This is a genomic window from Thiocystis violacea, assembly GCF_016583565.1.
GTDB lineage: Bacteria > Pseudomonadota > Gammaproteobacteria > Chromatiales > Chromatiaceae > Thiorhodococcus > Thiorhodococcus violaceus_A.
The window spans coordinates 1-19,950 of sequence record NZ_NRRF01000040.1 but is presented as its reverse complement, the minus strand read 5'-3'; the positions used below and the strand labels follow the sequence as shown (position 1 = coordinate 19,950).

The window sequence follows — 19,950 nt, the reverse complement described above, 5'->3', positions numbered from 1 at the left end:
AACGCCCCTGTCTCACCTCCCAGGACAGGAGATGCCGATGCCTGACAATGGAGATCGGATTGGCGGCAACCTCTTCGAGCATCTGCCCGAGCCGCGCCAAGGCGAGGTCTTTCAGGATCTGCTCCGGCGCGGCAGGGTCCAGATCGAGCGCATCGTCAGCAGCGACCAGCCGGACCAGACCCTCTACGACCAGTCGCAGGACGAATGGGTCTGTCTACTGCAAGGACGGGCGCGGCTCTGGATCGACGGCGCGGAGATCGCCCTTGGTCCCGGCGATTACCGCTTCATCCCAGCGCACACGCCGCACCGCGTCCTGAGCACCAAAGGGTATCCCGCCTGCATCTGGCTGGCGGTCCACATCCATCCGCTCGGGTCGGCTGACTCCGACTGACGGGGGTGCCACCATCGCTGATGCCGCGCGCCCCCGGCGCTCTGCGCCAACCCCAGCGAGTCTTGCGACGGCGTTGGTGGACGGCTGGGAGCGAGGCCCGGGCGTCAGATCAGGAAGATCGCAAGCAGCAGCAGATAGAGGATCGCGGCAATCCCGACCGCGTTGAAAAACTGGTCGATACGTCGATGGCGGCGGCGCCGACGGTCCGTCTCCGTTGCCAGCATGGGCTCCCCGGCGATGGCGGCGTCCAGGTAGATCCGCTCGTGGCGGAGATCGATGGCATCGATGGCGGCCACCGCCGTGACAAGGTCGACCCGATAGAGGCCCGCCTCCGCATCCAGCGTGTGACGCCGCAGCGCGGTGTGGGCATGCATCCGGGCGACGTGAAGGTTGCCGAAGCGGACGACGAAACGAACTTCGGGTGTGTCGGGTGTGTCGGCAGGCCGGGGCAACGGCTCTGGAGGGCTATCGCTCGCCAGGATCCGAACCACCCCCGCACGGTCGGCGCGCGTCTCGATGACGAGATATCCGGCAGGCATGCCAATCGATCCTCGTGGTTTGGGAAGGCTGATGATCGTCAGTCTACCTCGGGGAAGGCGCTCACTCTGGGAAAGTGCTCACTCTGGGAAAGTGCTCATGGGAGGCGAGAGGCGCGCCCTTGCTTCGGAAAACGCCTTACAACAGCTTCACGAGTGCAGCGATTGCCGCGACTTGCGCGAACATCAGCGGGACGAGCCATTGGAGGAGAGAGACCTTCACCTGCGCGATCTCTTTCTGCAGGCGCAGCTCGGTCTGGCGCAGCTCGGAGCGGACCTGCTCGATGTCCGTCTTGAGCTCGGCGCGCACCTGCTCGATTTCTTTTTGCAGGCGCAGCTCCGACTCGCGGACGTGCCCCTGGGTGGCCAGGTCAGGCAAATGCGGATACCGCTCTTCCAGGCGCTCGAAGGCCTCGGCGATCACGCGGGCGCGCGTGCGGTCGTCGGGGGCCGTGGTGAGGGCTTCGTAGAGTGCGACGCTCGATATCATGCGCCGAACTATGCGGTGACGATCGATGATTGGCAAGGCCGCCTGCTGAACGCTCGGGCGGTGACCGAGGCGCGTGATGATGGACCTGTGGCTCGACGCAGAGCTCAGGCTTTTCCTTCCGGCCGCTCCGCCGGGAGATAGGTCGGCTGGCGAGGATCGATGCCTTCCAGCATGAAGACGAAGGTGAGGACCTCGGCGACGGCGACATAGAGGGCACGGGGGATCTCGTCGCCGACCGGGATCTGCGCCAGTGCCTCGACGAGGACCGGATCCTGTTGCAGCGGGACGCCATGCGCCTCGGCGATCTGGCGAATCTGCTCGGCGGTCGCACCCGTGCCCGAGGCCGTGATCCGCGGCGCCTGCTGACCGTCCCAGTGGAGCGCGACGGCTTTTGGAGGCTTGGGTGCTCGGGGCTCGTCGCTCATGTCGGATCAGTGCGGTTGCGCTGTACGCTCATGCCTCTTCACTCACCAAGGGCGCGTCGAAGGGCGGTGGTCGGCGCGCGCTTGGCCGAAAGCCGGCATGCAGGCTGGCGACTTGGATCTCGCGTGCCTCCAGCTGCGCTCGCAGTGTGCTGAGGTTCTGTTTCAGGGTGGCCGCGCCCAGCTCGGTGCCGGCCTGCAGGCTGGCATTGAGCTGCTCCGCACGCAGTTTCAGTGTGATCGTCAGGGCGCCCAGCCGGGGTAGGTCGAGGTGGATCTGCATGCTCCAGCCCTCCTCGGACGCATCAGCGGCCTGTTCACGCTGGATGTCGGCCTCCAGTGTGATGAGGCCGGTGGGCGTTCTGAAGGGCATCTCCAAGACCCAGTGCGGCTGCGCCGGCGTGGTGTCCAACGCCTGGAGCTGATGGGTCACGATCTGCTTGATCATGCCGTCGACCTCGCGTGCCAGGCCGGCCGTCAGCGACGTCGCCGAGCCACGCGGCGCCGGTGTCTGGGCGTCTTCCTGCGGGGGCGGCTGGTTGGCTGTGGCTGTGAGTAGGCGCGTGGAGGCTTGTCCCTCTGCCCCAGCCGCCTGCTGGGCGAGCGTGCTCGCCGCGTGCTGGGTCGGCGGGGCGGGCGGCGTTTGCGGCAGCGCTGGGCGTCCCTGGGGTGTGCCTTGGGATCCGGTGGGTGCGTCCAGACGTGCGGCGGTTCTGGCGGATGGCTCACGTCTCTCGGACCTCTGCTCGGTTCGATTGGCGTCGCGGATCTGGTGGGCGAGCGCCAGTAGCTGTGCCTTGAGATCCTGGCCGAGCGCGGCCCCGAGACTTGGGTTGGTGATCGCTTGAGCGAGGGTGGACTCGAGCCAGAGACCTGATTTGGCGAGCGCGCTGGAGAGTCGATCAGGGTCGGTGAGATCGCTGTGCGCCGATAGCCGATCAACGAGGGTGGCGACGGACTGCTGAACGCTGGCTTTCATCGCGGCATCCGGCCCTGGCAGTGCTCGGGCCGTTTCGCCCGGTGCGCCGAGGCGATCGACCAGGGTCTGCAGCGTCGGGGCGAGCAGTCGAGATTCGGGCCAATGCTGGCGCAGCTGCTGCCCGAGCCAGGCGCGTGTGCCGGGGGGCGGTGTCGCGCCGGTCTGGGCGGTCTGGGGTGACTCGGGCGAGAGCAGGCGCAGCACCAGCGCCGGTTTGACGGCGACCACCTCGGCCTGTAACCGCGTGGCGTCGAGAGACGCGGGACTGGAGCCAGATGCCAGCTGTTGGCTCAAGGGATTCGGAAGCGGTGTGACCAGGCGCGCTTGCGTGGGTGCGCTCCAGGTTTGGCTGACGTCCATGCCGCGGATGCGGACCTCCAGCACCTGCGCCGACAGCTGCCTGCTCGGCTGGATCTCGATACGCATGCCCGCCCTGAGTCCGTCCGCGAGGGCCGGCCGAGCCGCGGCGGTTTCGCGCAGCCCGGGCGCGGTGAGCGATGGCGCGCTGGCTTGACCAGGGGGGATGGGGGCGAGGGGCTCGCTCATCGGAGACCTTGGAACCCCGGAGGCCGGCGACTCCTTGGTGTTTCCTCGTCCGCTATGTGCACGGCAATCGGCGACCGTGGGCGGGGGCGAGGGTGGTCAGGCGCCTGTCTTGAGGGTGTCACGCTGGTAGTAGAGCGCGGCTCGCATGAGCGAGCGTTCGATCAGGGGGTCCAGATCCGTGATGGCAAATCCGGCGGCGAGGAATCCGCAGGTCGGTGACGCCCTCAGATTCACCAGCACCGCTTCGCCCGCCAGCGGGGTGCGGGTGTCCGGTAGGTCCATGCCAAGATACTGGTAGGTGGAACCCACTTGGGAATGACTGATCTCCGATGCCTTCACTTCGAGACAGAAACCGCGCACCGAGAGGTCTAGGATGCGCGCGATGATCTCCGGGCCTTCCGCCTGAGGGCGGATCTTGACCGAGCGGTGCTCGTGCCGCGGCAGCGGAACGCGGAAGAGCTCGCGTCGCTGCAGGTAGAGCATCCGTTCCGGATATGGGCAGGCGTAGAAGCGGTCCGTCTCGGTTGGCAGGACATCGTCGATCGTGACGGTGAAGCGCACGGCGATCCCGCGCATGGTGGCGAAGACATAGAGGTCTTGGCCGGGGCCGATGTCCGTCTGTGCGTCGCTGGGCTCGAGCTGGCTGAGGTAGAGGAGCTCGCGGTCTTCATCGAGCCGTACGACACGGGAGTCGTACAGTGGGCCTTCGGCGTCCAGTCGGACACTGACGAGCACGAGATGGCGATTGATTTCGGTCAATGCCGCAGCGATGCGCGTTGGGTCGGAGACCAGGTCGTAGTTCTCGAAATCCCCGTGGTGCCCCGGGTTGTCTTGGCTCTGTTTCTGGTTCAAGAGATGCCGACCCTCTAAGTAGCCGCAGGAGAAGCCGATTCCCGGTCGCTCGCGCCGGGAAAGCGACGTGAAGACACGCATCGGGGCGCTGGCGAGGCGAGGCCTCGGACCGACTGCGGGTCTCTTGAGAGTGCGATACACCGCGCGCTAGCCCGCGCGATGAATCGACAGCGTTCAAAGGATACTCAGAGACCTCGTCGTCAGCCAGGCTCAGATGACTATCCACGGGCATTGGCGGATTGCGGAGGACGTCAGGTCTTGACGCCTGCGCGGACCGATCGACACGACTGGATCGGCGCAGCGCTCGGAGATCTGACATCGGTTGGGGCGTTCTGTCCGGCGGACCACGCGCGAGCTATGGGACGTTCGGCTCACGCCTGGCTGATATTGCGGCTTTTCTGATGGCCGGTCTCGGGTCGGCCGCGGGGGTCGTAGGTCGATGCCTGGCCATCCTCGCCCTTGAGGATGCGCAGCGACATGGCGATGCGCTTGCGATCGCGCTCGATGAGGCGGGCGTTGCTCTTGTTGAGGCGGTCGCAGCGCCCGATGCATTCGCGCAGCTCGGACCAGCGTTCGCGCAGCGTGGCGTTCTGATCGAATGCGGCGATGAGCGCCTCGATCCCATCGGGCGTGAAGCTGCAGCCTTCGAGCTCGACCCAGATCTTCTGCTGCGTCGTTTCGGCCTCGAGAGCGTTCACCAGTGCCAGTTTCGTGGCGACGATCTCTCCCAGCGCCTCTGGCGCGTGGGATTCGATCGCGCGCATCTCCTCAAGCATCACCGCTTCCAGTCGGCGGATCAGTCCGATGGAGCGATCAAGGGATGCGTTGAGCTGGTGCATGCGATCCATAGGCCGTGGGTCTCGTATCCTGGGGCGCGGAGGCGCGGTTGAGCCGCCTCGACGAGCCTGCCGTGATTGCCGGGAAATAACCGATCAGCGTCTCCCTGGCGAGGGTCATTTCCGCACTTGGCCTTAGGCCAGCTGCTGCTCGAAGCTGAGTAGGCGGCTGGCGAGGCGTTCGTTGTCGATCGGGTAGCGTCCTTCGGTAATCGCGGCCTTGATCTCCGCGACCTTGGTCTCGTTGAAGGGCACCATGCTTGCGTTTTCCTCGGCGGCCTTCAACGTCTTGGCTGCTTGCGTCAGGGTCAAGGATTCGCCGACCACAGGTTTCGACACGGACTTGGGCTGTTCGTCAGCCGCCGTGACAGTGCGCGACTTGGTGCCCGATGCGGGTCCATCAGGTCGCATGTTGGATCCAGTCAGCGTTTTGATATCCATGGGTCTGATCCAGGGTCGGTGGGGGTTTGCCTAGAATAACGGCCGCGCTACGCCAAACTGTAGCCGATTCGGCAAAAAGATCCCCCTGGTGTGGCCCTGGATCATAAGGCGACGCGCACCGCGCCGGAAGGCTCGACGTAGCCTTCGACGATCCGCTTCGATGAACGGTTGCGCACGCGGATGCGCTCGCCCTCCGAGCCGTTTTCCAAGGCTTCGCCCTTCATGCGCACCGTCAGCCCTGGCCGCATGGCGTAGATGGTGACCTCCTGACCGCGTTTGATCAGCTGGCGCGGCGCCACCTGCGTCTGCGTCAGCACCTGGCCTGGGATCAGACGGCGTTTGGCTTCCAGGCCGACCACCGCGCTCAACTCAGTGAAGTAGCCACTGGTCAGGGACGAGGTTTCCTGGCGTTCGAGGCGCACGTCGGCGGGCTGGATGACCTGCTGGCGCCCGAGCGCGCGCGCGGTGGTCACGACCTGAAGGTGCCGTTCGATGCTCACGGGCACGAAGATCGACCAGGTCACTGGCCCGGCGCAGCGCACGTTGACCGTCGTGTTGCCTGCCTGCCGGGCGCCTGGCGCCCATTGCCCCGAGGGTGGCTGTGCGCAGCGCGCGAGCCTGAGCCGGCTATCGAGCTGACCGATCTCGATGCGGGTCTCCGCGCCCGGGACATCGGTCAGGCTTTGGGCGAGAAAACTGCGCGCGGTCTCGAGGATGCGCGCCAGTGGCTCGGTGTCGGCCGCCATGGCCGCCTGGCTTGCCAGGACGAGTGCGGCGTAGGCCGCCACGCGGGTGGCGGTCCGCGGGCGGCGGTCGCCGCTTCTCTGTTGGGCCGAGGTCATGATGTCGGGATCTCCTCTTCATGCTGGTCTGGGGAATGGGATGCAGGAAGTGCGCCGTTGCCGCGGAGTTGGCGCCAGCGCGCCGCGCATGCCTGACGCGGAGGCTGGCAAGCGGGCTGCTAGACTTGCCGCGTGTCGTCGAATCTCTGGAATTGCCAATCGAGTCAACATTTCCGGAGCGCGTTTGTGGTGATCTTGGCCGGGTCGCCAGCGACCGCTCGCAGAGGGCGGCGATCGATGGGGGTCGATGTCAATGTCATGGGCCACGAGAAGCACTCGTGATGCCGACGATTTCAGTGGGAGGCGGTGGGATGAGTCAGTTTATTGACGATGTCGATCAGCGAACACGTCTTGTCGGGCAGAATCGGATGGAGCTGCTGCTCTTCCATCTCGGCGGCGCGCAGTCCTTCGGGATCAATGTCTTCAAGGTCAGGGAGGTCATCGCCAAACCGAAGCTGCGCCACATTCCGGGTTCCAGCCCCGTCGTCTGCGGCGTCGCCAACATCCGTGGCCGCACCGTCTCCGTCATCGACCTCGCGCAGGCCATCGGATTCCCGTCGCTTGCGGTGGAGGAGGGGGATGACGCCAAGGTCATCGTCACCGAGTTCAACCGCTCCGTGCAGGGGTTCTGGGTCTCGGCCGTCGATCGCATCGTCAACGTCAACTGGGAGGCGGTGAAGCCGCCGCCTCGGGGCACCGAGAAGGACAGCTACCTGGTCGCCGTGACCGAGGTCGATGGCCGCTTGGTCGAGATCATCGATGTCGAGCGTGTCTTCGCGCAGGTGAACCCGGTGAAGGCGGACGTCTCCGACGCGGTGCAGAAGCAGGCGGAGGAGATGCCGCACGATCGCCGCATCCTCGTCGTCGACGACTCCTTGGTCGCGCGCAAACAGGTCGAGCGCGCCATCAGCGAGCTGGGGTTCCGCACCGAGTCGCGCTCCGATGGCAAGGCCGCCCTGGAGTACCTGGAAGAGCTGGCGGCGGCCGATATGGTCGACGCCTCGATCGAACTCATCATCGCCGACATCGAGATGCCGCGCATGGATGGATATACTCTGACACGTAAGATCCGGGAGAACAGCAAGCTCAAGGGTCTGCGGGTGATCCTGCATTCGTCGCTGAGCGGTCAGTTCAATATCGACATGGTGAAGCGCGCGGGTGCCGATGATTTCCTGCCGAAGTTCGACCCCGAGGAGTTGGCCGAGACGGTGCTCAGGCACGTGCGACGCAGCTAGCCGGTTTTCATGGGTGTGCTTGGGAGACTTGGCATGCCGTCAGGAGGGTGAAGTGGTGGCTGAGGTGTGGCTGGGTTCAATGTGCAGGCTCGTCGTCATGAGGGGAGTCATCCCAAGGGTTTGCCGTGATTGATGCGCAGGACTATGCCGAGTTCGCTCGGTTTCTCTCTGACTGCTGCGGGTTGGTGCTGGGTGAGAACCGTCAGTATCTCGTCTCCAGCCGGTTGTCGCGTCTGCTCGACGAGTTCGGGTTCAAGAAGGTCGAGGAACTGCTCCGGGCCATGCGCCAGTCCTCGAGTCCGCGGCTGAAGTCGCGCGTCATCGACGCCATGACCACGAACGAGACCTCCTGGTTTCGTGATACCTATCCCTTCGAGATCCTGCGTCAGGTGGTGCTGCCCGAGCTTGCAGCCAAGCAGCGCCCGATCAAGGTGTGGTCGGCGGCCTGCTCCAGTGGCCAGGAGCCCTACAGCATTGCCATGGTGGTCGCGGAGTGGGAGGCGTCCTTCCCGCCCAAGACGACTCCGGTCAGCATCGTCGCAACGGACCTCTCCGAGACGGTGCTCGCCGAGGCGCGCGCAGGGCTGTACGACGGCCTGAGCATCGCGCGCGGGCTGAGTCCGGAGCGCCGCCAGAAGTTCTTCGAGACCGTTGAGCAGGGTCACCAGATCAAGCCGGACATCCAGCGCCGGGTTCGCTTCCAGAAGCTCAACCTCATGGATTCGTACAGCCTCTTGGGCAAGTTCGACATCGTCTTCTGCCGCAACGTCCTCATCTACTTTTCCGCAGAGACGAAGCGACGGATCTTTGACGGCATCGCACGCCAGATGGATCCGGGTGGCTACCTCTTCGTCGGCGCCTCCGAGGCCGTCGGCTCTTACACCAACGCCTTCGAAATCGTCCGCACCCCCCAGGGCACGGTGCTTCGCCGGCGCTGACGGCGCCGATCAGCCAGGTCCCGCCAGCTCCGCAGCGTATTCCTGATGCCGTGATCCGCAAACGTCGGCGGATCGTCCTGTCGGGCATCCGCCCGCGCCCGCGCAGCCCCGCTCGACGCATGGCACACAGGATGCATAACGAATTGCAACTCAATTCGCGGAAGCATCTGCCATGAGCCTGTCACTCGACAAAGCACTGGGAATCCTGCCGGCATCGGTGATGCTTCAGGCGCGTCGTACGGAGCTGCTGGCCTCCAATCTGGCCAATGCGGATACGCCCGACTACAAGTCTCGCGATTTCCACTTCAGCGAAACCTTGGCGGCCATCGAAGGCACGGGCGATGGGCTGAAGCTGGCCAGGACGCAAGCCACTCATTTGACGCTTCCAGGTCAGGACACCTCGCTCGAGCCCGACGTGCTCTACAGAATTCCCGCGCAGCCGTCGTTGGATGGCAATACGGTCGACCCTCAGCTGGAACGCGCCGCCTTCGCCGAGAACTCGATGCACTATCAGAGCACCCTGGAGTTCCTCAACCGACGTGTTTCCGGCATCCGCGCCGCCCTGCGCAAGGAGTAACGCCATGAGCGATCTGTTTCGTCTTTTCAATACCTCCGCGTCGGCCTTGACAGCCCAATCCGTGCGCCTGAATACCGTCGCCTCCAATCTGGCGAACGCCAGCACGGCGGCCTCGACGCCCGAAGCGGCCTACAAGTCCAAGCAGGTGCTCTTTCAGACGGTCTTGGACCAAGAAGACCCCGACGGGGTCGCCATGCCGGTGCGCGTCGCGGGCATCGTGGATGCGGACGCCGAGCCCTTCCCGTCCTATGAGCCCAATCATCCCCAGGCGAACAATGATGGCTATGTCTTCAGACCCGCGATCAATGTGGTGGAAGAAATGGCCAACATGATGTCCGCCTCGCGCAGCTATGAGGCCAACCTCCAGGTGATGGATACCACCCGCCAGTTATTGCAGAAAACCCTTCAAGTCGGCCAAAGCTGAGGTAAGCAAACGTGACTGACATGACTTCGGATTACATCAGCAGCCTTGGGCTGACCAGCTATGGCACGCAGACGACGGCCGCCGCGGACAGCTCTCTGGGTCAGGACGATTTCCTCAACCTCATGCTTGCGCAGTTGAAGAATCAGGATCCAACGGACCCGGTTACGAACGAGGACTTCGTCGCCCAACTGGCGCAGTTCTCGACGGTGTCCGGGATCGAGGGCCTCAGCGCCTCGTTCGCCGAACTCTCGCAGACGCTGAGTCAGAACCAGACCCTGCAGGCGGCCTCGCTCGTCGGCAACAGCGTGCTGGTTCCGGCGCGCTCGATCGCGTTGGAAGAAGGGCAGAGCGTCACTGGTGCCGTCAATCTGTCGTCGTCGGCGGGGGGCGTGACCTTGAATGTCTATGGTCCTGGGGGCGACCTGGTGCGCAGCGAGGGCCTTGGCACCCTGGCGGCTGGGTTGCAGGAGTTCTCCTGGGACGGCCTGCTCGACGACGGGACTCCGGCCCCGGCTGGGAGCTATGAGATCGAAATCGTTGCCGAGACGGATGGGGCGAGCGAGTCACTCCAGCCGATGCTCGACGGTCAGGTGCAGAGCGTGACCATGGACAACAACGGCGGGGGATTGCTGCTGAACGTGTTGGGCGTCGGCAGCGTGAGTTTTGCAGACGTCTATCGCATCGGTTGACGCCGTTTTGGCGCCAAGTCACGACACACGGGAGATCGCATCATGTTTCGGATTGGGTTGAGTGGTTTGAACGCGGCCTCGGCCGACCTGCAGGTGACGGGCAACAATATCGCCAACACGGGAACCGTTGGCTTCAAGGAGTCGCGCGCCGAATTCGCGGACGTTTATGCCCACGCCTACGGCTGGATGAGTAAGACCGAGATCGGCTCAGGTGTCCGTCTCGCGTCCAATACCCAGCTGTTCTCACAGGGAAACATCGAGGCGACCGGCAATGCCATGGATCTGGCGATCAACGGGGAAGGCTTCTTCGTCATGAATGACAACGGATCACAGGTCTACACGCGGGCAGGGGCCTTTCAGGTGGACCGCGATGGCTATGTCGTCAATTCATCCGGTCAAAGGCTCCAGGGCTATCCGGCGGTGGATAGCATGACGAGCCGCACCAGCGCGAACTTCAGTGTCGGCAACCTGGGTGATATGCAGTTGCCGCTGAATGAGGAATCCAGCGCGCTCGCCACCACCGAGGTGACCGCGAGTGTCAATCTCAGCTCGAATGCGTCCGAGCCCATCGATCCGACGACGGGCGCGGCCTACGGGGCTGTCGATATCAGTAACCCCGATACCTACAACTGGTCGAGTTCGTTGACCGTCTATGACTCGGAAGGCGCCGCCAGGGCCATGACACTCTACTACGTCAAGACAGCCAATCCGCTGGAGTGGACGGTGTATGCCGAGCTCGATGGGATGACGCCGGCACCGGCGCCGCCGGTGACGCCGGCGAATACCTTTACCATGACCTTCGACACGAACGGAAATCTCGATACCACGGCGACGACGGTGCCGCCGCTGTCGTTCGATCTGGCGCTGTATGAGCCGCTCAACGGGGCCACCATCGGACCGCTCGATCCGACCACGGCGACGGCGACCTCACCGAACGGTCTCGGCGTGAACCCCGGAGAGATCACCCTGGATATCTCGGGTATCACCCAGTACGGCTCGAATTACTCGGTGAACGATCTCTCTCAAGACGGTTACGCCAACGGCAAGCTGACCGGACTGGATGTCGACCAGAACGGCATCGTCTTTGCCCGCTTCACCAATGGCCGATCCGAGGTGCTCGGTCAGGTCGCGATCGCGAACTTCTCCAATCCTCAGGGTCTGCAGCAGCTTGGCGACAATAACTGGGCGCAGAGCTACGGCTCGGGGGATCCGATCTTGGGTAGTCCGGGCGACGGCCGCTTCGGCTCGATCCAGGCCGCCGCCTTGGAGAGCTCGAACGTCGACCTGACCGAGGAGCTCGTCCACATGATCGAGGCGCAGCGCAACTATCAAGCGAACGCCAAGACTATTTCCACCGCGGATGAAATCACGCAGACCATCATCAACATGTGATGCTCCGCCGTCTGGCCAAGGGTGAGTCATGGATCGTTTCCTATACCTGGCGATGTCCGGCGCGAAAGAGAATCTCTATGCGCAGGCCATCAACAATCACAACCTGGCGAATGCCACCACTCATGGCTTTCGCGAGTCGCTCGCGGACGCCTACACGACCCCCGTGCGGGGACCGGTGTACGACTCGCGAGACTATGTGCAGGTCAGGGACGAGGCCATCGACTTCACCCACGGCGCGCTCCAGAGCACCGGGCGGGATCTGGATGTCGCCATCGAGGGAGAGGGTTTCATCGCCGTCCAGGCTCCAGACGGCGGTGAGGCTTACACCCGCGCGGGTAACCTGCATATCGACGTCAACGGCATGCTGCTCAACGATCGCGGGCTGCCCGTGCTCGGCGATGGCGGCCCCATCACCATCCCGCCCAATGAAAGTCTGCTGATCGGCACGGACGGGACCATCACCGTCCGTCCGTCGGGATCCAACCCGAACGCCCTGGCGGCGGTCGATCGCATTCGCCTGGTGAACCCGGACACCAAGACCCTGAAGCGCGGGGAAGATGGCTTGATTCGTGCTGAGAATGGTCAGGCACCTGCGGCGGACGCCAATGTCCGCGTGGTGACCGGGATGCTGGAGACCAGCAACGTCAATACGGTGGCGGCCCTGACACGGATGATCGAGCTCTCGCGCAGCTACGAGACGCAGATCAAGATGATGGAAACCGCCAACGACCTCGAAGAAAAGCACAACCGCTTGCTGGGCGCCAGTTAGCCGAGCCGGGTAGACAGAGGAGCTAGACCATGAACCAAGCACTTTGGATCGCGAAGACCGGCCTCGACGCGCAGCAGACCCGTATGTCCGTGGTCTCGAACAACCTGGCCAACGTCAACACCAATGGGTACAAGAAGGGCCGGGCGGTGTTCGAGGATCTCATCTATCAGACCATTCGCCAGCCGGGCGCGCAGGCCACGCAGGAGGCCCAGTTGCCCTCGGGCCTGACGCTCGGCACCGGCGTGCGCACGGTCGCCACCGAGAAGCTCTTCGCCCAGGGCAACATCATCCAGACCGAGAATTCGCTGGACATCGCCATCCAGGGGCGCGGCTTTTTCCAGATCCTCATGCCCAACGGCGAACTCGGCTACACCCGCGACGGTGGCTTTCAGCTCAACGCCAACGGCGAGGTGGTCATGTCCAACGGCTACGCCCTGCAGCCGGGTCTGGTGGTGCCGGAGAACGCCCAGACCATCACCATCGGTACCGATGGCACCGTCAGCGCCCAGCTGCCGGACCAGGCCGCGCCGGTCCAGCTTGGGAACATCCAGCTCGCGGACTTCGTCAATCCCGCGGGGCTGCAGGCGGTCGGCGAGAACCTCTACCTGGAGACCGCCGCCTCCGGCAATGCCCAGCAATCCAACCCCGGACAGAATGGCGTCGGCACCGTCATCCAAGGGGCGTTGGAGACCAGTAACGTGAACATGGCGGAGGAGCTGGTCAACATGATCGAGACCCAGCGCGCCTACGAGGTCAATTCCAAGGCCATCTCCGCCGCCGACGAGATGCTGCAGTTCGCGAACAACCACCTTGGCTGATAACCGATCATCGAACGCGAGATCGCCATGATCACCTCACTCACCCGCACACGACTCACCCGCGGCCTCTGCATCCTGGCCGTCACGGGCCTCTCTGCCTGCAGCACGCTCAATCCACCGAAGCCCGGCGATGCGGCGGAGTACCGTCCGTCGGCACCCATCGCGCCCAAGCCCGCGGCCGCCAACAATGGCGCCATCTTCCAGGCGGCGCAGTCCCAGGGACTCTTCGAGGACTCCAAGGCGCGGCGTGTCGGCGATCTGGTCACCGTGGTCTTGGCCGAGAAGACCAACGCCAAGAAGTCGTCGGCGACCTCGACCTCCAAGGATTCGAGCATGGACATGGCCGTCGGCGACATCACGGTCGCCGGCAAGACGTTTCTCGACAATGATCTGTCGCTCTTCGGCGCGTCGTCCACGGGTGGACGAACCTTTGACGGTTCTGGCGACTCGAGCCAGAGCAATCAGTTGAGTGGTGAGATCACGGTCACCGTCGCCGAGGTCCTGCCGAACGGGAATCTGGTCATCCAGGGCGAGAAATGGCTGGGCATCAACCAGGGCAACGAGTATGTGCGCATCCGCGGCATCATCCGCCCGGCCGATGTCACGACCGACAACACCATCCAGTCGACCCAGGTCGCCAATGCCCAGCTCTACTACGGCGGAACCGGTGCGCTCAGCGACAGCAACGCCCAGGGCTGGCTGTCGCGTTTCTTCAACAGCCCCATCTGGCCGATCTGAGCCGACGCGTCACTGGCGCAAGGCAACTGGCCCGAGCTTTGCTGTCTTCTTTAGTAGGGTGGGCAAAGCCCCCGGCAGATCGGTGTGAGTGGGAAGGCCGCTCATGGGGCGTGCCCATCGAGGTCGCTGCGCCTCGCCCACCCGACGGTGCCACGCTTCCAGAACATCGCCTGACGTGCAGGACAATCGAGGTCGATCATGAACAGGATCATCACATTCAGCCGCGCAATGCTCCTCGCCATGGTCGCCGCCGGTTCCACGGGCCTGACGCTGGCGGGCAATACGGTCGCGGTCGACGACTATGGCGCCGAGAACGACTGGAGCAGTGTCGGACTGGAGCGCATCAAGGACCTCGCCACAATCGCCGGTGTGCGTGATAACCAGCTGGTCGGCTATGGCCTGGTCGTGGGCCTCGACGGCACGGGCGACCAGACCACCCAGGCACCCTTCACGGTCCAGAGCCTCAAGAACATGCTGGTGCAGCTCGGCATCACGGTGCCGGACAACGTCAATCCCCAGACCAAGAACCTGGCCGCGGTCATCGTGACCGCCGACCTGCTGCCGTTCTCCAAACCCGGCCAGCGCATGGACATCACCGTCTCCTCGCTCGGCAATGCCAAGAGTCTGCGCGGCGGAACCTTGCTGATGACGCCCCTCAAGGGCTCGGACGGGCAGGTCTACGCCATGGCGCAGGGCAATCTGACCGTGAGCGGTTTCGGTGCTGGCGGGGCCGACGGCAGCCGCATCACCGTCAATGTGCCCAGCGTCGGGCGTATCCCCAACGGGGCCACGGTCGAGCGCGAGGTCCCGAGCGGCTTCGCCCAGGGCGATTACCTGGTGCTGAACCTGCGCCGCCCGGACTTCACCACGGCCAATCGGGTCGCCGAGGTCATCAACGAAAACCTGGGTGAGGAATACGCCCGGCCGTTGGACGGCTCGTCCATCCAGGTGCGCGCCCCGAACGACCCCAGTCAGCGCGTCTCCTTCGTCTCTGTCATCGAGAACCTGCCCGTCGAGGCCGCCGAACCGCCCGCGCGCGTCATCATCAACGCGCGCACCGGCACCATCGTCATCGGCGAAGGCGTGACCGTGAGGCCGGCGGCCGTCTCCCACGGCAACCTGACGGTCACCATCAGCGAGAACCCGCAGGTCTCTCAGCCCGCTCCGTTCGCCGGCGGCCAGACGGCCGTGGTGCCGCAGAGCAATGTCGAGGTCAAGCAGGACAAGAACCGCATGTTCCTCTTCGCCCCCGGCACCTCGCTCGGCGATATCGTCCAGGCCGTCAACGAGGTGGGCGCCGCCCCTGGCGATCTCGTCGCCATCCTCGAGGCCCTGCGCGAGGCGGGTGCCCTGCGCGCCGAGCTGATCGTCATCTGAGTCGGCCATGCTCTCATCCAGCGACAAGCTCGGCCTCGGCACGGCCGCCAGGGCGCAGACCGGGCTGGTGAGCGACCCGACCTCCTACAACGGCCTCGCGCGTTCGGCGCGCAACGACGGGGCGGCGGGGCTGGATGCCGCGGCGCGGGCCTTCGAGTCCCTGCTGGTCGGGCAGATGCTCAAGCACATGCGCTCAGCCGGTCTGGCGGACGGGCTCTTCGACTCCAGCCAGACGCGGCTCTACCAGGATCTGTACGATCAGCAGATCGCGACCGTCCTCAGCGAAGGCGATGGCATGGGTATCCGCAAGGCCCTGTTGCGCCAGCTGGCGCCCGAGCTGAGCGGAGACCCCGAGACGCGCGATCCCAAGGATCTGACCGTCCCGGAGCGCAACCCCTGGCTGCGCAGCATGAAGCGACGCAAGCTCGACGTGGCCGTGGAGGCCGTCAAGACGGCGGGGTCGGAATCGGACGCGAGCCCCCAAGTGAGTGCGGCGGCCACGTCCAAGACCGGCTCCATTCAGGTCGGCGCCAAGGGGCAGTGGCCACCGAGCAGCCCGGAGGAGTTCGTCGCCTACCTCAAGCCTTACGCGGACGAGGCGGCCGAGCGGCTTGGCATGGATACCAGCGCACTCCTGGCGCAGAGCGCGCTCGAAACGGGTTGGGGCAAGCACGTCCCGCGCCGCTCCGACGGCAGCAGTAGCTTCAATCTCTTCGGCATCAAGGCGGACCGCAGCTGGAAGGGCGATAAGGTCGGGGTGGGTACCCTGGAGTACCGCAACGGCGTGGCACGGCGCGAGCAGGCAAAATTCCGAGCCTACAGCAGTCCGGCGGACTCATTCGTCGACTACGTCGCCTTTCTGCGCCGCAATCCGCGCTACGGTGAAGCCCTGGAGAGCGAGACGGCGGAGGACTTCGTGCGCGGACTGCAGAAGGCCGGTTATGCCACCGATCCGCGCTACGCCTCCAAGATCCTCGGCATCCGCGACCGTCTGCTGCGCATCAGCGCCGCCCTCGAGTCCCAACCCGGCGAGTCCCAAACCGAGGCCGAGATTCAAGTTTCGGTGAGTGATGCCGATAACCTATCGGAAGGGTGAGCAATCGCGTGCACGACCGGAAGGACCGGCGGAGCGGTCAGGCGAACTGAAATCATGACGCAGGGTTGAACCAATGAGCATCATGGGAACTGCCGTCTCTGGACTGCTGGCCTATCAGCGTGCCCTGGCGACGACGAGTCACAACATCTCCAATGCCGCGACTGAGGGCTATAGCCGTCAGCGGACGCTCTTGGAAACCCAAAACCCGTACATGCTGGGCGGTAAATACATCGGGCAGGGCGTCCAAATCACAGCCATCGAGCGGATGCAGAGCGATTTGGTCAATAACCAATTGCGCAGCAGCACCTCCAACAATAGCTATGCGACCGTGCTCGCTGGTTTTGCCGAAAACGTCGATCTCGTCCTCGCCGACGAGACCACCGGGCTCGAGCCCGTGCTGGAGAGCTTCTTCAACTCGCTTCAGGATGTCGCCGGAGATCCGAGATCCGTGCCGAACCGCACCGTCATGCTCAACGAGGCGGAGACCTTAGTGGAGCGCATGAGCCAGCTCAATCGCGTATTCGATCAGCAGCGGTCCATGGTGAACGGCCAGATCGAGGTGACGGTCGATGAAATCAACCAATATTCCAAGTCCCTGGCGGATCTGAACAACCGGATCGTCTCGGACTACACGCGGGGATCGGCTCCCAACGATTTGCTCGATCGGCGCGATCAACTTCTGAGCGAGCTGTCGGAGAAAATCGATGTCAGCGTCAACCAGCAGGACGACGGATCCGTCTCGGTCTTCATCGGCAATGGTCAGGCGCTGGTCATGGGTGCCACCGCCAATGCACTGGTCGCGGATCACCTCTCGGCCGATCGGGAGAATCTGCGGATCGGGCTCAAGACCAGTGCGGGCAATGCGCCCATCGACGTGACCCGTTTCATGAGTGGTGGCGAAATCGGCGGGCTGCTCCAGACGCGCGAGCAGATGCTCGACGGACCCCAGAACGAGATCGGTCTCATTGCATTGAATCTGGCGACGCAGCTCAACGCGCAAAATCGCTTGGGGCTGGACCTCAATGGCGAGCAAGGGCAGGACATCTTTACCCTGCCTCCCGTGGCGGTGAACGCCAAGACCACCAACACGGCGTCGGAATCGCCGACGGTGACCATCTCCAACGTCTCCGAGCTGACCGCGAGCGATTACCGGCTCTCCTATGACGGGTCGAACTACCGCATGCTGCGCCTGCCCGAGAACGCGGCTGTCGCTCTCAATGAAACGGTGCCAGGCAGCGGCATTTTCGAAGCGGAAGGAATGACGATCGACACCTCGGCGATGGCGACGCCGCCTGCTAGCGTGCCGGCGAGCGGCGACAACTGGCTGATCCAGCCGACCCGCTTCGCCAACAGTGGGCTGGAGGTCGCGATCAAGGATCCCGCGAAGATCGCCGCTGCCGGTGCCATCACCGCCGAGCCCTATCCGCTCAACGCCGGTGAGGGTCGCATCGTCAGTGCGCGTGCGGTCGATGCCGATACGCTCGATCTCAGTCGTGTCGTGCTGACCTTCGACGGCACTGACTTCACGGCGGTCGCCGAAGATGGCAGCTCCACTGTCCTTGTTCCGGACTACGATGCGACGACCAACACCATGACGGTCGCGCTCAACGGCTGGGAGGTCGAGATTCAGGGCGACATGGTGGCCGGCGATGAGTTCGTCGTCGAGAGCAATGCGGGCAACGGCGGTGACAACCGCAACATGCTCGCCATGGCGGACATCCAGAATCTCCGCACCGTCGAGGGCAAGTCGACCATCCAGGGCAGCTACAACAACATCCTCGCCACAGTCGGCTCCCAGACTCGACAAGCTCAGATCTCGCGTGACTCCAGCGCCACACTGTTGGCGGCAGCACAGGCCCAACGCGAGTCAATCTCCGGCGTGAACCTGGATGAGGAGGCTGCCGATATGCTGCGCTACCAGCAAGCCTATGAGGCTTCCGCGCAGGTGATCGCCGTCGCTAGCCAGATGTTCGACACCATCATCAACGCCGTGCGCTGACTGGGAGACTTGGCCCATGCGTATTTCGACCACCCAGATGTTCAACGCCGGCGTTTCGGCGATGCAGCGCGCCCAGACGCAGCTCAACCACACCAGCCTGCAGCTCGCGACCGGTCGACGCATCCTCACGCCGGCAGACGATCCGAGCGGGGCGACCCAATCCGTGCGTTTGCAGGCTGCCATCAACGCGACCGAGCAGTACCAGCGCAACGCGGACTTCGCCAAGCCCCGGCTGGAGCAGGAGGAGGGGCTGGTTACCGCCTTCGACACCGCGCTGCAGCGCGCCAGAGAGCTCGTCGTTGCGGGGAGCAATGACACCTACAACCAGGAAGACCGCGCCACCATCGCAGCGGAGCTGCGCCAGATCAAAGATCACATCCTGGGACTCGCCAACAGCAAGGATGCCAACGGGGAATACCTCTTCGCCGGAACCGACTCTTTCACCAAACCCTTTACGCAAGACGATGCTGGCGTCGTCTCCTACGTCGCGGCAAGAGGGGAGGGCGACGTGCGTGACGTCGCCATCACCGACACCCGTTCCATCATGGTGGGCGACACGGGTAAGTCCGTCTTCATGGACATCCCCGAGATGACGGGTCATCTGCTGGAAGGCGTCATGGGGGTTCTCAATACCGGCACCCTGGTGGTCGAGGAGACCGGGATCGCCGATCTTGAGACCTTCGACCAGACCCCCGAGGAGGTCTTCACCATCAGTTTCACGGACAACGCTGGCATCATGGAATACGCCGTTACGGATTCCGACGGCAATCCGGTGCTGAACGAGGACGGCGATCCCATTGAGGGGATCTACGAAGCGGATGTCCCGATCAAGTTCGCGGGGCGGACCATGACCCTGAGCGGCACGCCCGGTAATGGAGACACCCTCAGCTCACGCCCAGCACCCGAAGTCAGCATCTTCGACACCCTGGACGCCATGGCGACGGCGTTCGAACGGCCCATTACGACTGATGAGGGCCGGGGCGCCCTGTCCGAGGCGGTCGAGATGGCCTTGGTCAACCTGGACTCCAGCCTCGGGCGCGCAAACGAAGTGCGTACCACGCTCGGTCTGCGGCTGAATGTGTTGGATACCCAGGAAGGCATCAACGACCAACGCCTCGTCGATCTCCAGTCCACGCTCTCCGATGTCCGGGATCTCGACTTCGCGGAGGCCATTAGCCGCTTCCAATTGCAAGAAGTCGTGCTCCAGGCTGCTCAACAGAGCTATGTCCAGACCAGCAGGCTGTCGCTGTTCGATTTCCTTTGAGGCCGGTGCGATAGGCGATTCGCACCACAGATCGATACTACCGTCTCGACGAGCATGGCGTCTTAGGTCAGCTAGAGGTCGTGAAGTTGGAGGGCACGACCGCCGTCAGCTTGGTCGAACCAGGTTGGTCAGGGCGGATGGGCTGCAGGACGGACAGCCTTAGCCACCCCCAGCCGGCTCCAGCGTCTCCACCTCGAACCCCACCACCGCGCGGCGCTCGCGGCTGAACTCCACCCCGATCAGGTGGATCGGCTGAGCGTCCGCGCGGTACTTGTCGGCATAGCCACGATCCTTGATCT

At 64.2% G+C, this 19,950-nt stretch carries 22 protein-coding genes and 1 pseudogene; 14 read left to right on the top strand and 9 right to left on the bottom strand.

What is annotated here, in order from left to right:
* Positions 1–37 precede the first annotated feature (37 nt).
* A complete protein-coding gene (locus CKO23_RS15670; RefSeq protein WP_200332757.1) occupies positions 38–391 on the top strand; it encodes a cupin domain-containing protein in 354 nt (117 codons plus the stop codon).
* A 104-nt stretch (positions 392–495) separates the two neighbouring features.
* Here the strand turns inward: CKO23_RS15670 and CKO23_RS15665 are convergent, their stop codons facing one another.
* The 8 genes from CKO23_RS15665 to flgA form a co-directional block, all read right to left on the bottom strand.
* A complete protein-coding gene (locus CKO23_RS15665; protein WP_200332756.1) occupies positions 496–930 on the bottom strand; it encodes a hypothetical protein in 435 nt (144 codons plus the stop codon).
* Positions 931–1,066: 136 nt separating this feature from the next.
* The gene (locus CKO23_RS15660; protein WP_200332755.1) at positions 1,067–1,417 is read right to left on the bottom strand and encodes a DUF1640 domain-containing protein; all 351 of its coding nucleotides are present in this window, start codon (positions 1,415–1,417) and stop codon (positions 1,067–1,069) included.
* Between the two features lie 104 nt (positions 1,418–1,521).
* Positions 1,522–1,842, bottom strand: coding sequence for an EscU/YscU/HrcU family type III secretion system export apparatus switch protein (locus tag CKO23_RS15655; protein ID WP_200332754.1), 321 nt, complete (start codon positions 1,840–1,842; stop codon positions 1,522–1,524).
* Between the two features lie 28 nt (positions 1,843–1,870).
* On the bottom strand, positions 1,871–3,364 hold the full coding sequence (gene fliK, locus CKO23_RS15650; RefSeq protein ID WP_200332753.1) for a flagellar hook-length control protein FliK: 1,494 nt from the start codon (positions 3,362–3,364) through the stop codon (positions 1,871–1,873).
* 96 nt (positions 3,365–3,460) lie between these two features.
* Positions 3,461–4,216, bottom strand: coding sequence for a flagellar brake protein (locus CKO23_RS15645; RefSeq protein WP_200332752.1), 756 nt, complete (start codon positions 4,214–4,216; stop codon positions 3,461–3,463).
* A 371-nt stretch (positions 4,217–4,587) separates the two neighbouring features.
* Positions 4,588–5,064, bottom strand: a complete 477-nt coding sequence (locus tag CKO23_RS15640; RefSeq protein ID WP_200332751.1) for a flagella synthesis protein FlgN — start codon at positions 5,062–5,064, stop codon at positions 4,588–4,590.
* 123 nt (positions 5,065–5,187) lie between these two features.
* Positions 5,188–5,493, bottom strand: coding sequence for a flagellar biosynthesis anti-sigma factor FlgM (flgM, locus tag CKO23_RS15635; RefSeq protein ID WP_200332750.1), 306 nt, complete (start codon positions 5,491–5,493; stop codon positions 5,188–5,190).
* A gap of 101 nt (positions 5,494–5,594) precedes the next feature.
* On the bottom strand, positions 5,595–6,335 hold the full coding sequence (gene flgA, locus CKO23_RS15630) for a flagellar basal body P-ring formation chaperone FlgA (protein ID WP_200332749.1): 741 nt from the start codon (positions 6,333–6,335) through the stop codon (positions 5,595–5,597).
* Between the two features lie 311 nt (positions 6,336–6,646).
* Here flgA and CKO23_RS15625 point away from each other — a divergent pair, with 311 nt between their 5' ends.
* The 13 genes from CKO23_RS15625 to flgL all read left to right on the top strand — a co-directional run bounded on the left by CKO23_RS15625 (position 6,647) and on the right by flgL (position 19,651).
* On the top strand, positions 6,647–7,570 hold the full coding sequence (locus tag CKO23_RS15625; protein ID WP_200332748.1) for a chemotaxis protein: 924 nt from the start codon (positions 6,647–6,649) through the stop codon (positions 7,568–7,570).
* 125 nt (positions 7,571–7,695) lie between these two features.
* Positions 7,696–8,508 carry a CheR family methyltransferase gene (locus CKO23_RS15620; protein ID WP_200332747.1) on the top strand — a complete coding sequence of 271 codons (813 nt, stop codon included), beginning with the start codon at positions 7,696–7,698 and terminating at the stop codon, positions 8,506–8,508.
* Between the two features lie 172 nt (positions 8,509–8,680).
* Positions 8,681–9,085, top strand: a complete 405-nt coding sequence (gene flgB, locus CKO23_RS15615; RefSeq protein WP_200332746.1) for a flagellar basal body rod protein FlgB — start codon at positions 8,681–8,683, stop codon at positions 9,083–9,085.
* Positions 9,086–9,089: 4 nt separating this feature from the next.
* On the top strand, positions 9,090–9,509 hold the full coding sequence (flgC, locus tag CKO23_RS15610) for a flagellar basal body rod protein FlgC (protein ID WP_200332745.1): 420 nt from the start codon (positions 9,090–9,092) through the stop codon (positions 9,507–9,509).
* 20 nt (positions 9,510–9,529) lie between these two features.
* Positions 9,530–10,198 (top strand): flagellar hook assembly protein FlgD, encoded by a 669-nt coding sequence (locus tag CKO23_RS15605; protein WP_207168571.1) that lies wholly within the window; start codon positions 9,530–9,532, stop codon positions 10,196–10,198.
* Between the two features lie 39 nt (positions 10,199–10,237).
* Positions 10,238–11,590, top strand: coding sequence for a flagellar hook protein FlgE (flgE, locus tag CKO23_RS15600; protein ID WP_200332776.1), 1,353 nt, complete (start codon positions 10,238–10,240; stop codon positions 11,588–11,590).
* 28 nt (positions 11,591–11,618) lie between these two features.
* Positions 11,619–12,359, top strand: a complete 741-nt coding sequence (gene flgF, locus CKO23_RS15595; protein ID WP_200332743.1) for a flagellar basal-body rod protein FlgF — start codon at positions 11,619–11,621, stop codon at positions 12,357–12,359.
* Positions 12,360–12,388: 29 nt separating this feature from the next.
* Positions 12,389–13,177 carry a flagellar basal-body rod protein FlgG gene (gene flgG / locus CKO23_RS15590; protein ID WP_200332742.1) on the top strand — a complete coding sequence of 263 codons (789 nt, stop codon included), beginning with the start codon at positions 12,389–12,391 and terminating at the stop codon, positions 13,175–13,177.
* Between the two features lie 27 nt (positions 13,178–13,204).
* Positions 13,205–13,915 carry a flagellar basal body L-ring protein FlgH gene (flgH, locus tag CKO23_RS15585; RefSeq protein ID WP_200332741.1) on the top strand — a complete coding sequence of 237 codons (711 nt, stop codon included), beginning with the start codon at positions 13,205–13,207 and terminating at the stop codon, positions 13,913–13,915.
* Positions 13,916–14,113: 198 nt separating this feature from the next.
* On the top strand, positions 14,114–15,292 hold the full coding sequence (locus CKO23_RS15580; protein ID WP_200332740.1) for a flagellar basal body P-ring protein FlgI: 1,179 nt from the start codon (positions 14,114–14,116) through the stop codon (positions 15,290–15,292).
* 7 nt (positions 15,293–15,299) lie between these two features.
* On the top strand, positions 15,300–16,388 hold the full coding sequence (flgJ, locus tag CKO23_RS15575) for a flagellar assembly peptidoglycan hydrolase FlgJ (RefSeq protein ID WP_200332739.1): 1,089 nt from the start codon (positions 15,300–15,302) through the stop codon (positions 16,386–16,388).
* Between the two features lie 82 nt (positions 16,389–16,470).
* Positions 16,471–18,387 carry a flagellar hook-associated protein FlgK gene (gene flgK, locus CKO23_RS15570; protein WP_200332738.1) on the top strand — a complete coding sequence of 639 codons (1,917 nt, stop codon included), beginning with the start codon at positions 16,471–16,473 and terminating at the stop codon, positions 18,385–18,387.
* Positions 18,388–18,403: 16 nt separating this feature from the next.
* Complete coding sequence (flgL, locus tag CKO23_RS15565) at positions 18,404–19,651, top strand: flagellar hook-associated protein FlgL (RefSeq protein WP_200332737.1); 1,248 nt, start codon at positions 18,404–18,406, stop codon at positions 19,649–19,651.
* Between the two features lie 159 nt (positions 19,652–19,810).
* Here flgL and CKO23_RS25705 read toward each other — a convergent pair.
* Positions 19,811–19,950: pseudogene (locus tag CKO23_RS25705) on the bottom strand (PD-(D/E)XK nuclease domain-containing protein); the annotation flags it as partial.

Coding starts and splice junctions, on each gene's coding strand:
- CKO23_RS15670 (WP_200332757.1), top strand. CDS start 38: ATGCCTGACAATGGAGATCGGATTGGCGGCAACCTCTTCGAGCATCTG.
- CKO23_RS15665 (WP_200332756.1), bottom strand. CDS start 930: ATGCCTGCCGGATATCTCGTCATCGAGACGCGCGCCGACCGTGCGGGG.
- CKO23_RS15660 (WP_200332755.1), bottom strand. CDS start 1,417: ATGATATCGAGCGTCGCACTCTACGAAGCCCTCACCACGGCCCCCGAC.
- CKO23_RS15655 (WP_200332754.1), bottom strand. CDS start 1,842: ATGAGCGACGAGCCCCGAGCACCCAAGCCTCCAAAAGCCGTCGCGCTC.
- fliK (WP_200332753.1), bottom strand. CDS start 3,364: ATGAGCGAGCCCCTCGCCCCCATCCCCCCTGGTCAAGCCAGCGCGCCA.
- CKO23_RS15640 (WP_200332751.1), bottom strand. CDS start 5,064: ATGGATCGCATGCACCAGCTCAACGCATCCCTTGATCGCTCCATCGGA.
- flgM (WP_200332750.1), bottom strand. CDS start 5,493: ATGGATATCAAAACGCTGACTGGATCCAACATGCGACCTGATGGACCC.
- flgA (WP_200332749.1), bottom strand. CDS start 6,335: ATGACCTCGGCCCAACAGAGAAGCGGCGACCGCCGCCCGCGGACCGCC.
- CKO23_RS15625 (WP_200332748.1), top strand. CDS start 6,647: ATGAGTCAGTTTATTGACGATGTCGATCAGCGAACACGTCTTGTCGGG.
- flgB (WP_200332746.1), top strand. CDS start 8,681: ATGAGCCTGTCACTCGACAAAGCACTGGGAATCCTGCCGGCATCGGTG.
- flgC (WP_200332745.1), top strand. CDS start 9,090: ATGAGCGATCTGTTTCGTCTTTTCAATACCTCCGCGTCGGCCTTGACA.
- CKO23_RS15605 (WP_207168571.1), top strand. CDS start 9,530: ATGACTTCGGATTACATCAGCAGCCTTGGGCTGACCAGCTATGGCACG.
- flgF (WP_200332743.1), top strand. CDS start 11,619: ATGGATCGTTTCCTATACCTGGCGATGTCCGGCGCGAAAGAGAATCTC.
- flgG (WP_200332742.1), top strand. CDS start 12,389: ATGAACCAAGCACTTTGGATCGCGAAGACCGGCCTCGACGCGCAGCAG.
- flgH (WP_200332741.1), top strand. CDS start 13,205: ATGATCACCTCACTCACCCGCACACGACTCACCCGCGGCCTCTGCATC.
- CKO23_RS15580 (WP_200332740.1), top strand. CDS start 14,114: ATGAACAGGATCATCACATTCAGCCGCGCAATGCTCCTCGCCATGGTC.
- flgJ (WP_200332739.1), top strand. CDS start 15,300: ATGCTCTCATCCAGCGACAAGCTCGGCCTCGGCACGGCCGCCAGGGCG.
- flgK (WP_200332738.1), top strand. CDS start 16,471: ATGGGAACTGCCGTCTCTGGACTGCTGGCCTATCAGCGTGCCCTGGCG.
- flgL (WP_200332737.1), top strand. CDS start 18,404: ATGCGTATTTCGACCACCCAGATGTTCAACGCCGGCGTTTCGGCGATG.